This window comes from Agrobacterium sp. 22-214-1 (assembly GCF_053522465.1).
Genome location: NZ_JBNWCK010000002.1, coordinates 124,407 through 137,430, shown reverse-complemented (window position 1 = coordinate 137,430; position 13,024 = coordinate 124,407). Strand labels below are relative to the sequence as shown.

Sequence of the window (13,024 nt, the reverse complement as noted above, 5' to 3'; positions counted from 1 at the left end):
CTGAATAACTGGCCCCGCGTCAGGCGGGGCCGACCCGACTATTTCTGACGATTGTAATGGAGACTGTTTTGGCAGGTCGCCTGACGGGAAAACGCGCCATAGTTTTTGGCGCAGGATCATCTGGTCCGGGTTTCGGCAATGGCAAGGCTGCGGCCGTGCAATTTGCCCGCGAAGGCGCGCGCGTGTCCTGTGTCGACCTCTCCGCTGACGCGGCCGAGGAAACCGCGCAGATCATTCGCGGCGAAGGTTTCGAGGCGATTGCGGTTGCTGCCGATGTCACGGAACTCGATTCCGTATCGGCCACGGTTGCACGGACCTGCGAGGTCTTCGGCGGCATCGATATCCTGCACAACAATGTCGGCGTGACCCATATGGGCGGCCCGGTCGAGCTGGATGAGGAACGTTTTCGAGCCTCGGTCGATCTCAATATAGGCTCCGTTTATCGCACCGCCAAGGCGGTACTGCCGGTGATGCTGGCGCAGGGCGGCGGGGCCATCGTCAACATCTCCTCGCTCGCCTCCATTCGCTGGACCGGTTATCCCTATTTTGCGTATTACGCCATGAAAGCCGCCGTAAACCAGGCAACCGTGGCGCTGGCAATGCAATATGCCCGCCAGGGCATTCGCGCCAATTGCGTTCTGCCCGGAATGATCGATACGCCGCTGATCTACAAACAGATCAGCAATCAATATGCCTCCGTCGAGGATATGGTGGCGGCGCGCAATGCCGCAGTCCCAGTAGGCCGCATGGGCGATGCCTTCGATATCGCCCGCGCGGCAGTCTTTCTGGCATCCGATGAAGCCAAGTTCATCACCGGAATCTGCCTGCCGGTCGATGGCGGGCAAAGCTGTGCGGTGGGAGCGTTTTCCTGATATGGCCACGATGATCCCGATGGAAAGCGACCTGACAGGCGCGCGCGCGGTAGACCGGGCGCTGGGACTTCTATCGATGGTGGGGCGTCATGCCGAACGCGGTGTGGCGCTTTCGGTCATCGTCACCGAAAGCGGGCTGAACAAGCCCACGGCCCGACGCCTGCTGCTGGCGCTGATCCGCGCAGGCCTGGTGGAGCAGGATGAGGAAACGCGGCGTTATTATCTGGGCGAGGAAGCCTATGTGCTCGGCAGCCTGTCATCGCGCCGTTTCGGCTTGCTGCAGATGGCCCAGGACAGTCTGACGCGCATTTCCCGCCGGACAGAGGATTCGAGCTTCCTTTCCGTGCGTCGCGACACGTTCGCATTATGCCTCTATCGCGAAGAAGGCACCTGGCCGGTGCGCACCCACGCGCTTCAGGCCGGTTTCGAGCACCCACTGGGCATTGGCGCGGGATCGCTCGCCATGCTGGCGGCGCTGCCCGATGCCGAGGTGGAAAGCGTCATTGCCGCCAATAGCGGGATGATTGCCGCGAACTATCCCGGCATCACGCTGGACGGACTGCGCCGCGATGTCGAATTGACGCGAACCAATGGTTATTCGCTCAATCCGGGTCTGATCCTCTCGAATTCCTGGGGTATCGGCGTTGCCATCCGGACACCGGATGGCGCAGTGGCGGGGGCGTTGAGCATTGCCGCCGTCGACAGCCGCATGCGGCCGGAGCGCCAACCGGAACTGGCGGCGGTGCTGCGCGAGGAAGTGACCCGCATCGAGACACGCATTGCGGAAATGATGGCCAGCCGCGCCCGCACGCGCGGCGAAGGCGACGCGAAACGGCAAACAAGGAGAACGAGCAAATGAGCAAAGCGCAGATCGTCGGCTGGGCGCATTCGCCTTTCGGCAAATCGGCCCTTGAAAATACCGAACAACTGATGGCTTCAGTCGTGGCGCCGGCCATCGACCATGCCGGCGTCGATGTCGGCGACATAGACGGCATTTTCGTCGGCGTGATGAATAACGGTTTCTCGAAACAGGATTTTCAGGGCGCGCTGGTGGCCATGGGCGATGAGCGCCTCGCCTACACGCCCGCCGTGCGTTTCGAGAATGCCTGCTCGACGGGATCGGCCGCCCTTTACAGCGCCATGGATTTCATCGAGGCCGGGCGTGGGCGCATCGCGCTCGTTGTCGGCGCCGAAAAAATGACGGCGCTGCCAACCGCCGAGGTGGGTGAAATCCTGCTATCCGCCTGCTACCGTGCCGAAGAAGCCGATATTTCCGGCGGCTTTGCCGGCCAGTTCGGACGTATCGCCCAGGCTTATTTCCAGCGCTATGGCGATCGCTCGGAAGAACTGGCGATGATCGCCGCCAAGAACCACGCCAATGGCGCGGTCAATCCCTACGCCCATATGCGCAAGGATTTCGGCTTCGATTTCTGCAACACGGTATCGGATAAGAACCCTTACGTCGCAGGCCCGCTGCGCCGCACCGACTGCTCGCTGATTTCCGATGGCGCCGCCGCCATCATTCTGGCCGATGAGGAAACCGCAGCGACACTCAACCGGGCCATCGGTTTCCGGGGCCGCAAGCATGTCAATGACATTCTGGCGCTCAGCCGCCGCGATCCGCTGGCCTTCGAGGGCGCGCGCCGCGCTTGGGCAGGTTCGCTGGAACTCGCAGGCGCGACGCTCGACGACCTCTCCTTCGTCGAAACCCATGATTGCTTCACCATTGCCGAACTCATCGAATATGAGGCGATGGGATTGGCGAAGCCCGGTGAAGGGCACCGGGTGGTGCGCGAAGGCACGGCCCTGAAAACCGGTCGCCTGCCGATCAACCCCTCCGGCGGGCTGAAATCCAAGGGGCATCCGGTTGGGGCAACCGGGGTCTCCATGCATGTCATGGCGGCGATGCAATTGATGGGCGAAGCGGGCGACATGCAGATCCCCGGCGCCTCGCTCGCCGGTGTTTTCAACATGGGGGGAACTGCGGTTGCCAACTATGTCTCGATCATGGAGCGCGTGAAATGACGATACATCCTCCGGGCGGGGTTGCGCCTTCGACCACGCGGGTCATGAATCTCTCGCATTTCCTGACCCAGGCAGCGCGCCGCAACCCCGCCGACATCGGCTTCGTATGGGGTGACAAGAGCTGGACATGGGCTGAAATGGACGCCCGCGTCGATGCCATGGCGCAGGCGCTGGTAACAGAATTCGGCGTCAGGAAAGGTGACCGCATTCTGGTGCAGTCTTCCAACAACAACCAGATGTTCGAATCCATGTTCGCCTGCTTCCGCGTGGGCGCGGTGTGGGTGCCGACCAATTATCGCCAGTCGCCCGATGAGGTGGCCTATCTGGCAAAAGCCAGCGGCGCACGCGGCATGATCTGCGCCAGCGCTTTTCCCGAGCATGCAAGGGCAAGCCGCGAAGCAACCGCGATCGATTTCACCATCGCCATTGGCCCGGCCGAATTTGGCGAGGACTACGATACTATCGTGGCCCGCCATCTGGGCCAGAAAGTAAAAAGCGAGGCGGTGGATCGGGACGATCCCTGCTGGTTCTTCTTCACCTCCGGCACGACGGGTCGACCCAAGGCTGCGGTGCTGACCCATGGCCAGATGGCCTTCGTCATCACCAACCATCTTTGCGATCTGATGCCCGGCACCGGACCGGGCGACGCTTCCATCGTCGTTGCACCGCTTTCGCACGGCGCGGGCATTCACCAGCTCGTGCAGGTGGCGCATGGGGCAAAAACGGTGCTTCCGGCTGCGGAAAAACTCGATGTGACCGCGGTGTGGGCGCTGATCGAGAAATGGCGCGTCACCAATGCCTTTACCGTGCCGACCATTCTGAAAATGCTGATCGAAGACCCTTCCGTGGATCGTTTCGATCATTCCTCGCTGCGCTATGTCATCTATGCCGGTGCGCCCATGTATCGCGCCGATCAGAAACGGGCGCTCGCCAAGCTCGGCCCGGTGCTGGTGCAATATTTCGGCCTTGGCGAAGTGACCGGCAACATCACCGTGCTGCCGCCTTCCTTCCACAATGCCGAAGACGGCCCGGAGGCGCGGATCGGCACCTGCGGTTTTGATCGCACCGGCATGGAAGTGCAAATCCAGAACGATGCGGGCGAGGAGCTTCAGGCCGGTGAAACCGGCGAAATCTGCGTTATCGGCCCTGCTGTTTTCGCGGGTTATTACGATAATCCCGATGCCAATGCCAAAGCCTTCCGCAACGGCTGGTTCCGCACCGGCGATCTTGGTCACCGCGACGAGAACGGTTTCGTCTACATCACCGGTCGCGCCTCCGACATGTATATTTCCGGCGGCTCGAACATCTATCCGCGTGAGATCGAGGAGAAAATCCTCATGCATCCGGATATCAGCGAGACAGCAGTTCTGGGCGTGCCGGATGCGGTGTGGGGCGAGGTCGGCGTCGCCGTCTGCGTGGCGCGGGAGGGCGCGGATATCGCCGGCATCGACCTGAAAGCCTATCTCGACGGCAAGATGGCCCGTTACAAGTTACCGAAAGCCGTTGTGTTCTGGGATGCCATGCCGAAATCCGCCTATGGCAAGATCACCAAGAAGATGATCCGCGAGGAGCTGGAAAAGCGCGGCCAGATGCCGGTTTTCGAGGAAAAACTGACTGGCTGAAGGCCATAACGCATAACCGGGAGGAGACGGTATGACACAGCAGACGAGAGAGATGAAAGGCGCTGTCGCCATCACCGGCGGAGCATCGGGTATCGGCTTTTCCACGGCGCAGCTGTTGATGGCGCGCGGCTGGCAGCCATGGCTTTTGGATCTCAAGCGTGAGGCGCTGGATGCGGCCTGCGAAAAACTCGGCATCGATGCTTCGCGCGGCATCGTCTGCAACGTGGCGGATGAGACGTCGATAGAAGAGGCTTTCGCCGCCTTGACGGCAGGCGGCGCCGATCATGCCGTTGATCTGGTGGCCGTCGTCAACAGCGCCGGCATCGGCATCGACAAGCTTTCCGTCGATACCAGCGTGGAAGAGTTCCGTCGTATCGTTGACGTTAATCTCGTCGGCAGTTTCGCCGTGGCCCGCGCCGCCGCGCGTTACTGGCTGGACCGCGCAATTTCCGGTTCGATCGTCAATATCAGCTCTGTTTCCGGCATGTGCGGCAATCGCGGCCGCAGCGCCTATGGCGCTTCAAAGGGCGGTGTCAATCTTCTGACGATGGTTATGGCAAATGAGCTGGGGCAATCTGGGATTCGCGTCAATGCGATCGCGCCCGGGCCCGTCGATACCCCCCTCACCCAGGCGGTTCATACGGAGAATGTTCGCAGCCAGTGGCACAGCCGCGTTCCCATGCACCGCTATGGCAGGACGGACGAGATCGCCTCTGCCGTGGCTTTCCTTGTGTCGGACGATGCGAGCTACATCAACGGACAGGTGCTGGCCGTAGATGGCGGCTTCATTACCGCAGGGCTTGCGGTATGACGACAACGCCCCCGGAGGGGCTTCCGCGTAGCATCGTCCATCCGGGGCCGGCAACACCCGAACGCTTCCGCGTCGTCGGCTGCCACGCCCATCCGGTCACGCTGAATGCCAGACCCGGTGTCTGCGTCAACCAGGCGATTGCAGAAGCCTTTGTCGAACAGGGTTTCGATGGCGGTTATGTCAGACTGAAAAATGTGCCGATGAAGCGGTTGCACTATGTCATGCCCGCTGCCGCACCCGATGACGCCCATGCCGCCTGGTATAGCGAAACATTCTCCATGCCGGGAGGCACGATCATCGATGCCGGCCTGCATATGGGGCGGCGCGACGGTCAGCCGTTCCTGCACTGCCATGGTTCGTGGAAAAGTGCCGAAGGCGTTCTATCCATGGGCCACCTGCTGCCTTTGGAGTCCGAATTTGCCGGAGAAACGCCGCTTGAGGCGCTGGCACTGGATGGCGCAATTCTGGACGTGCAGAAGGATGAGGAAACCAATTTCCCCCTCTTCACGCCCATCCCGCAACCGCGCAACCGGAAAGATGCAGGGCTCCGGGCGCTGTTGTGCACCGTGCGGCCCAATACCGATATCTGCACGGCGCTTGAAGCCGCCTGCAGACAGTTCGACCTGCGAGAGGCCGAGGTCAATGGTATCGGCAGCCTGATCGGCGCGGATTATGAAGACGGAACAAGCCTCACCGCCTATGCCAGCGAAATCCTCATCCGCAATGGCCGCATCCACCCCTCCGCCACGGGTGGCGAACGGGCAATGCTTGATATTGCGATGGTCGATCTTACCACGCAGATCAGCGGCGGGCGGCTGGTGCGCGGCAAGAATCCGGTCTGCGTCACTTTCGAGCTGCTTCTGACCGAAAGACAGGGGGCGGCCGCATGAGTTGCGCTGCGCAACTCCACCGCCCGCCTTACCGCACCTCACGCCGCCTGCGGCTTTTCCGCAGGCAACCATTCTTCCAGCGTCACCTCAAAGGTCATGCACACGGGGTTGGCGCCGGCAATGAAGGGACCGCCGTAAACCGCGCCATCGGTATCGGCGACAACGCCGGTCAGCGCGGCGCGCAGGGAGCCATCCGGCTGGGCGCGTACCTCACCGGCAATCGAAACGATTTCAACGGCAGGACCGCTTATCTGCAAAAACGCGCCGCTGCGGGTGCCGAGGCACGCATCCACCAGACTGCCCAGCGCGCCGCGCACGAAGGCGTTACGGAAACCTTCGGCCAGACACAGTTTCTCGACGCCGAGCACGAGGTCTTCATTGGGCGCGATGCGGGCATAGGCCACGCGGCCCATGGAGCCGGATTCGACAGTGTTATGCGTGTTCATCGGCGGGCTCCGTGCGGTTCCTGGGTTGAAGAAGGGGAATATTGGTTTCGGGATCGTAGGACTGCTGCAGCACGAAACTGTCGAGCGAGGTCACGAGTGCGGAAATGCCGCCTTCTCCGACGATACAGGATTCCGTCAGCAAATGGCCGCCTTTGACCACACCCGCCGCAGTCCGCATGGCGGCATGGCAATGCACGATCGGCTCGCCCTTCATGCTCCGCCCCAGCGTCGCGTTGCCGAAAACCAGCCAGGCCGCCCCGGCATCGATGGGTTTCGTATAGGCGATAACCGCCCTGCCGGAAGGGTCGGGTGGAGCCACGCAATAGGACAGGATGTCGAAATAACCGCCGAGAATGGTCAAAGAGGCATTTTCGATGCCGTTTTCGGCCAAAGACCGCACGATGCCATCGTAGAGGCTGCACCCCGGCGCGATGAACAGCCGCATATGACGCGCAGACGGCGAGCGCAGGCTGTTGATACGCACCGGCGAAGAAATACCGGGGTGTATCAGCGTTCTCGGCCTTGGAAAATGCTGTTGCTGTGTTGGTGCCATGCCTGCTCCTCCCTGCTGCCTGTACCTTGCAGTACGGTACTGAAAGACCAGCCAAAGGTGCTTTCGAATGGCGCCGCCAAAGTGCCCTTCGGAAAACACTTCTTTCGCGGGCGGCCCCACGGACGGCAGATTTTTTTGCGATATATTTCAGGGAGGCCGGCATGACGAAGCCGCTGGACAGAATTGACCGCAAAATATTGCGGGCCCTGCTGGAGAACGGCAGGCTGAGCAATACGGAACTATCGGAAAAGGTGGGGCTGTCGCCCAGCCCTTGCTGGCAGCGCGTCAAGCGGCTGGAAGACGAAGGGGTCATTCGAGGCTATACCGCCATTCTCGATCAGGCCCACCTGGGACTGACCGAGACGGTGATCATCGAGGTCATGCTGGAACGTCACGACGATGAGGTTCTGGAACGTTTCGGTAAGGCCATGGCCGCTCTTCCCGAAGTGCTGGAAGCCTATCTGACAACCGGCGAATATGATTATCTCATCAAGGTGGCGGTGGCGGGAACCGCGGGCTACGAGCAGTTTCTGCGCCGCAAGCTTTACAAGATCGAGGGTGTGCGCCATTCCCGCTCCTGTTTCGCACTTAAATGCCTCAAGCATACTTTATCGGTCGTGCCCGATGCGGAGCCGCCACCCGCCTGAAAGGAGCCTGCCTCCGCGGCGGCTTTTCGTTACGGACGGAGAAGCAGCGTCACCGACCAGATGACAAAGGCGGCAACCGCGATCTTCCAGCAATCGCCTCTTTTTTTCAGGCCCGGCAGACCAAGCGGCCGGATGATCTGGACCACCATGGCCAGCAGTAAAAAAAGGCCGATCGCCTTCGTCATTTATTGAGCCTTTTCTTTATTTCTGCATCGTCACAGGCTGGACATTTTTACCGTTCACCAGAAGAGTGCAACTCATTCGGGTAACGCCCGTCCTATGACCTGTCCGACCGTCCGTCCGAACGCATGAGAGTGTTTTCATGAGCAGAAATCTTCTACCCGTATTCGCTCTTTTATCCAGCACTCTGTTTCTTTTTCTCGGCAACGGCCTTCAGGGCCTCGTGCTGCCGGTGCGTGGTTCGGCGGAAGGTTACTCCAATGAAATTCTTGGCTTTCTGGGCACCTCCTGGGCGGCGGGATTCGTCGTCGGCTGCTTTGTCGCGCCTGCCATCGTGCGCCGCGCCGGGCATGTGCGGGCATTCGGGTCCTTCGTGGCGCTGGTGTGCCTGACGGTACTGATGACCGGCCTTATCATCGACGACACCTCATGGATCGCGCTGCGCGCGCTTACCGGTTTCTGCACGGCCGGAACCTCGATGATCATCGAAAGCTGGCTGAACGAGCGCGCCACCAATGAAAGTCGTGGCATGATATTCTCGCTTTATATCGCCATCACGCTGCTCGGCGTCGTGGCGGGGCAGATGATCGTGCCGATGGGGGATATCAGCAATACCTCGCTGTTCATGATCTGCGGCATCATCTATTGCATCGCGATTTTGCCGGCCACACTTTCGAAAGCGGCGAGCCCACAGCCGTTGCAGAAGGTGAAGCTGGATCTGCCGGCCCTTTACCGCAACTCACCGGTTTCCTTCATCGGCATCCTGATGATCGGCATTGCCAATGGCGCTTACGGTACGCTCGGCGCCGTCTTCGGTGCGCGGGCGGGACTGGACCCGACCATGATCGCCATCATGGTGTCCGTCACGATTTTCGTCGGTGCGCTGGCGCAATTTCCCGCAGGCCGGCTTTCAGACCGGATAGACCGCCGCTATGTGCTGGCCGGGCTGGCCGGGCTTGGCGCGGTCGCCGGCCTGGCTGTCGCGGTGGTCCAGCCGCATGATGTCTATGTGCTGATTTCGATGATCGCCATTTATGGCGCCGCCGCCAACGCGCTCTATCCCATCGCCGTGGCACATGCCAACGACTTCGCCGCATCGGAAGACTTCGTCAAGGTTTCCGGTGGTCTGCTGCTGCTTTACGGCATCGGCACCATCATCGGCCCGACGCTCGGTGGCGCGATCATGACCCATTTCGGCCCCTATGCGCTGTTTCTGGTGACGGCTGTGGCGCATCTGCTCATCACCGCCTATGCCATCATCAGAAGTCGCCGGCGCGCTGCGCTTTCAACCGAGGAAAAAGACAATTTCTCGACGATGATGCCAACGACACCCTCACCGCTCGTCACGCCGGAAAGTATTGCGCTTGACCCGCGCGCGCCGCAATATCCAGGCGACGATGGCGACTATGTGGAAAAAGGAGCAGGCATATGAGCCTCTTTGACGATGACCGTCCGCAAAAACCGGCAGCGCATGAGATCGGTGGCGATCTCAGCCTTCTTTCCGTGGACGAGTTGAGCAGCCGTATCGATCTTCTGCAAGTCGAAATCACTCGACTCGAAGAGGAGAGGACACGGAAATCCGCCGGAAGGCAGGCGGCGGAAAATCTCTTCCGATCCTGATGCGCACTGCAGAATAGGTACACGACTGCACTTCCGCTGCCGTAAGCTAAGGTTCAGCCAGCGCCCGAAAATGAATATTACGGGGCAGTCTTTCGTTTACCATTAACCAAAAATTAAGCTTTCTGAGAGATTACTATACATGTCCAGTTCTTCTGGACCTCAGGCATCTTCTCCATACGGCGAATTGGTCTGATTTTTCTCCCTGTTTTACCTTGAGAGCCGCTTTCGCGGCTCTTTTTTTGCCGCTGGCCGGTTTCCGTAAAACTGTGGGTATTAACCCTTCTTTAATAATTGCCTTGCGCATTTCAGGTAAAGATACCATCCTGAAAACACTAAAGGCCGGAACAAAATATCCGGGTCGTCGTTGCCTGACAGTGTGGTGCGTGAGCAGGGATTTAAAGAAAATGTCGGAACAGGTTTTAAATACCATAAGCTTTGCGGGTCGCGCAGCTGCTTCCAACCAGTTCAAGACCCTCTATACCGAAGGCATGACCTTGGTTGAGGAAACGGCAAGTTATCTCGACGGCGCCGGCCGCGCCGCCTCCAAGGTGCTGCCGCGTATGGCCTCGGTGCTTTATGCGGCGGAATCGATGCGCCTCACCACCCGCCTGATGCAGATGGCCTCCTGGCTGCTTCTGCAGCGCGCCGTCAACAACGGTGAAATGACGCGCGATCAGGTTCTGAACGAAAAGAACAAGGTGCGACTCGACAGCTTCAACGTCGACCGCAATGCGCCCGGCTGGAACGACCTGCCGGAATCCTTCCGCGACCTCATCGAGCGCTCGCTGCGTCTCCAGAACCGCATCGCCCTGCTCGACCGCGAAATCTATCGCCCGTCCGAAGCCGCCAAGGTGCCGGACAATGAAAACAGCGTGCAGGCGCAGCTCAACCTCCTGCGCACGGCTTTCTCGATCAACTGAGAAAAGACGACCTTATCCGGACAATTTGAAAAGCAGGCTCACCGGCCTGCTTTTTTCTTTTGCGTGCTACGCGGGCGCGAGCGCCATCGCCGAAAAATGGCAACAAAAAAGCCCGGCAAAACCGGGCTTTTTTTAAACGATCCGTCCGCAAGAGGATCAGAGGCCGAGGCCGCCGAAACGCTTGTTGAACTTGGAAACGCGACCACCGCGGTCCATAAGCTGCTGGTTGCCGCCCGTCCATGCCGGATGGGACTTGGGGTCGATTTCAAGGTTCATGACGGCGCCTTCCGAACCCCAGGTGGAGCGGGTTTCGTATTCGGTGCCATCGGTCATGACCACCTTGATCGTGTGATAATCGGGATGGATATCAGCCTTCATGACAATCTTCCTGGTTAAGTGACGTGCGGTCCATTTGCCGCAATTGCGTCAACTGAGCCATTTCAATAAATGAAGCCATAGACCAGATGGGCTATGGCTTCCCAATTCGATGCGGAGCCTATACATGAAGGTCGCCCAGATAACAAGAGCCTGCTATCCCCTTGTGAAGGGAGATGGCCAAAGGGGCGGGAATTTTGCCGCACGAGGGAAATTCACCCGCAAAAGGCCCGAAACGGCAGGGAACGAGGAGCATAGAGGACGTGGCAGACATTGACGAGCAGAAAGCGGCGAAACAAAGAAGCCTGAAGCCGCTTCTTGGCCTGTTTCCCTATCTCCGGCGCTATCGCGGCCTGATGGCGGCCGCCCTTTTCGCTCTCATGCTTTCTTCCGCCACGACACTCGCCCTGCCGCTTGCCGTTCGCCGCATTATCGATCACGGTTTCCAGACGCCGGATGGCGGCATGATCAACAGCTATTTCGCCATGCTTCTGGCGATTGCTGTTGTCCTCGCGCTCGCCAGCGCCATGCGTTATTATTACGTCATGACCATCGGTGAAAGGGTCGTCGCCGATCTGCGCCGCGATGTCTTTGCCCACCTCACCACCCTGTCGCAGCAGTTTTTCGATAGCAATCGATCCGGCGAGCTGACCTCGCGGCTGACCGCCGATACCGTGCAGATTCGCTCGGCTTTTGGCTCGTCCGCCTCGGTGGCGCTGCGCAATATCATCATGTGCTGCGGTGCTGTGGCGATGATGATCTACACCAGCCCCGGCCTTTCCGGCCTTGCGCTGCTTGCCATTCCCTTCATCGTTTTTCCGCTGATCGCCTTCGGGCGCTCGGTTCGCGCCCGCTCCCGCACCACGCAGGACACATTGGCCAATTCCGCCGCCTATGCTTCCGAGACGATTGCGGCGAGCCGCACCGTGCAGTCCTTTAATGCCGAGGTGCTGGCGAATGCCCGTTATGGCGCCTCCGTGGAAGCCGCCTATCAGGGCGCACGCGCCGCCATCGGCGCCCGCTCCATCCTCACCGCCGTCGCCATTGCGCTGGTCTTCGGCAGCGTCGTCGGCATTCTCTGGTATGGCGCGCAAAGCGTGCTGTCGGGCAGCATGACCGCGGGCACGCTCGGTCAGTTCGTGCTCTATTCGGTCATCGCGGCAAGCGGTCTCGGCCAGCTCTCCGAAGTCTGGGGTGAACTGGCGCAGGCGGGCGGTGCGGCCGAACGGCTTTCCGAACTGCTGAACGAGCACTCGCCCGTCGCGGAACCCACATCGCCCGTCGCCATGCCGCAGCAGCCGCGCGGCGAGGCGGAATTCGAGAATGTCGATTTTGTCTATCCGCTCGCGACAGGACGGCCGATCGTTTCCGGCCTCTCCTTCAAGGTCAGCGCCGGCGAAACCGTCGCCATCGTCGGGCCTTCCGGTGCCGGCAAGAGCACGGTCTTTTCGCTGCTGATGCGCTTTTACGATCCGCAGCAGGGCCGCATCACCGTCGATGGCACGGATATCCGCGACGTCACCCTTGCCGATCTGCGCGCGCGCCTGTCCATCGTTCCGCAGGATGTGGCGATATTCGCCTCCTCCATTCATGACAATATCGCCTTTGGCCGGCCTGACGCAACGCGCGAGGAAGTGCGCATCGCCGCCATCGCCGCACAGGCCGACAGCTTCATCGAACGTCTCACCGACGGATATGATACGCAGGTGGGCGAGCGCGGCGTGACGCTTTCCGGCGGCCAGCGCCAGCGCATCGCCATTGCCCGCGCCATCCTGCGCAATGCGCCAATCCTGCTGCTGGACGAAGCCACCTCGGCGCTGGATGCGGAAAGCGAAACGCTGGTTCAGAAGGCGCTCGATGAACTGATGAAAACCCGCACCACCATCGTCATCGCTCACCGCCTCGCCACCGTGCTGAAGGCTGACCGTATTCTGGTGATGGATGAAGGCCGCATCATCGAAGAAGGCACGCATCAGAGCCTCATTCGCCAGAATGGCCTTTATGCGCGGCTTGCCCGGCTGCAATTCCAGACCGGGCCGGACGAATTGCGCGCCCAGGCCTAG

Annotated in this window: 15 protein-coding genes; 11 read left to right on the top strand and 4 right to left on the bottom strand. The window is 60.4% G+C overall.

The features are described 5' to 3' along the window. The first annotated feature begins 68 nt into the window (after positions 1-68). From ACQZ5G_RS10405 to ACQZ5G_RS10380, 6 genes are read left to right on the top strand one after another with little or no spacing between them, the layout of a single operon-like run. On the top strand, positions 69-872 hold the full coding sequence (locus ACQZ5G_RS10405) for an SDR family NAD(P)-dependent oxidoreductase (RefSeq protein ID WP_448737742.1): 804 nt from the start codon (positions 69-71) through the stop codon (positions 870-872). 1 nt (position 873) lies between these two features. Next, complete coding sequence (locus ACQZ5G_RS10400) at positions 874-1,731, top strand: IclR family transcriptional regulator (RefSeq protein WP_448737743.1); 858 nt, start codon at positions 874-876, stop codon at positions 1,729-1,731. Continuing rightward, positions 1,728-2,897 carry an acetyl-CoA acetyltransferase gene (locus tag ACQZ5G_RS10395; RefSeq protein ID WP_065656497.1) on the top strand — a complete coding sequence of 390 codons (1,170 nt, stop codon included), beginning with the start codon at positions 1,728-1,730 and terminating at the stop codon, positions 2,895-2,897. The genes ACQZ5G_RS10400 and ACQZ5G_RS10395 overlap by 4 nt, the downstream gene beginning before the upstream one ends. Next, entirely contained in the window at positions 2,894-4,519 is a 1,626-nt protein-coding gene (locus tag ACQZ5G_RS10390; protein ID WP_065656498.1) for an acyl-CoA synthetase, read from the top strand. Before ACQZ5G_RS10395 ends, ACQZ5G_RS10390 begins: the two co-directional genes overlap by 4 nt. A 31-nt stretch (positions 4,520-4,550) precedes the next feature. Next, on the top strand, positions 4,551-5,330 hold the full coding sequence (locus ACQZ5G_RS10385; protein ID WP_174037001.1) for an SDR family NAD(P)-dependent oxidoreductase: 780 nt from the start codon (positions 4,551-4,553) through the stop codon (positions 5,328-5,330). Beyond that, a complete protein-coding gene (locus ACQZ5G_RS10380; RefSeq protein ID WP_448737744.1) occupies positions 5,327-6,220 on the top strand; it encodes a PCC domain-containing protein in 894 nt (297 codons plus the stop codon). The genes ACQZ5G_RS10385 and ACQZ5G_RS10380 overlap by 4 nt, the downstream gene beginning before the upstream one ends. Positions 6,221-6,258: 38 nt before the next feature. Here the strand turns inward: ACQZ5G_RS10380 and ACQZ5G_RS10375 are convergent, their stop codons facing one another. Both ACQZ5G_RS10375 and ACQZ5G_RS10370 read right to left on the bottom strand, forming a co-directional pair. Beyond that, positions 6,259-6,666: a PPC domain-containing DNA-binding protein gene (locus ACQZ5G_RS10375; protein ID WP_003520351.1), complete on the bottom strand. Its 408-nt coding sequence runs from the start codon at positions 6,664-6,666 to the stop codon at positions 6,259-6,261. Further along, on the bottom strand, positions 6,653-7,219 hold the full coding sequence (locus ACQZ5G_RS10370) for a DUF296 domain-containing protein (RefSeq protein ID WP_448737745.1): 567 nt from the start codon (positions 7,217-7,219) through the stop codon (positions 6,653-6,655). Before ACQZ5G_RS10370 ends, ACQZ5G_RS10375 begins: the two co-directional genes overlap by 14 nt. A gap of 161 nt (positions 7,220-7,380) precedes the next feature. Between ACQZ5G_RS10370 and ACQZ5G_RS10365 the strand changes: the two genes are divergently transcribed. After that, positions 7,381-7,866, top strand: coding sequence for an Lrp/AsnC family transcriptional regulator (locus tag ACQZ5G_RS10365; RefSeq protein ID WP_065656502.1), 486 nt, complete (start codon positions 7,381-7,383; stop codon positions 7,864-7,866). A gap of 29 nt (positions 7,867-7,895) precedes the next feature. On the opposite strand, the gene ACQZ5G_RS10360 is transcribed toward ACQZ5G_RS10365, so the two are convergent. Next, positions 7,896-8,051, bottom strand: coding sequence for a hypothetical protein (locus ACQZ5G_RS10360; RefSeq protein WP_003520354.1), 156 nt, complete (start codon positions 8,049-8,051; stop codon positions 7,896-7,898). 137 nt (positions 8,052-8,188) lie between these two features. Between ACQZ5G_RS10360 and ACQZ5G_RS10355 the strand changes: the two genes are divergently transcribed. The 3 genes from ACQZ5G_RS10355 to rcdA all read left to right on the top strand — a co-directional run bounded on the left by ACQZ5G_RS10355 (position 8,189) and on the right by rcdA (position 10,586). Next, entirely contained in the window at positions 8,189-9,478 is a 1,290-nt protein-coding gene (locus tag ACQZ5G_RS10355; RefSeq protein ID WP_035262904.1) for an MFS transporter, read from the top strand. Beyond that, on the top strand, positions 9,475-9,666 hold the full coding sequence (locus tag ACQZ5G_RS10350) for a DUF1192 domain-containing protein (RefSeq protein ID WP_448737746.1): 192 nt from the start codon (positions 9,475-9,477) through the stop codon (positions 9,664-9,666). Before ACQZ5G_RS10355 ends, ACQZ5G_RS10350 begins: the two co-directional genes overlap by 4 nt. A gap of 404 nt (positions 9,667-10,070) precedes the next feature. Beyond that, on the top strand, positions 10,071-10,586 hold the full coding sequence (gene rcdA / locus ACQZ5G_RS10345) for a protease adaptor protein RcdA (protein WP_035262902.1): 516 nt from the start codon (positions 10,071-10,073) through the stop codon (positions 10,584-10,586). 156 nt (positions 10,587-10,742) lie between these two features. Here rcdA and rpmE read toward each other — a convergent pair whose 3' ends face one another. Then, positions 10,743-10,964 (bottom strand): 50S ribosomal protein L31, encoded by a 222-nt coding sequence (gene rpmE / locus ACQZ5G_RS10340; protein WP_003497640.1) that lies wholly within the window; start codon positions 10,962-10,964, stop codon positions 10,743-10,745. 260 nt (positions 10,965-11,224) lie between these two features. Here rpmE and ACQZ5G_RS10335 point away from each other — a divergent pair, with 260 nt between their 5' ends. Further along, a complete protein-coding gene (locus ACQZ5G_RS10335; protein ID WP_448737747.1) occupies positions 11,225-13,024 on the top strand; it encodes an ABC transporter transmembrane domain-containing protein in 1,800 nt (599 codons plus the stop codon).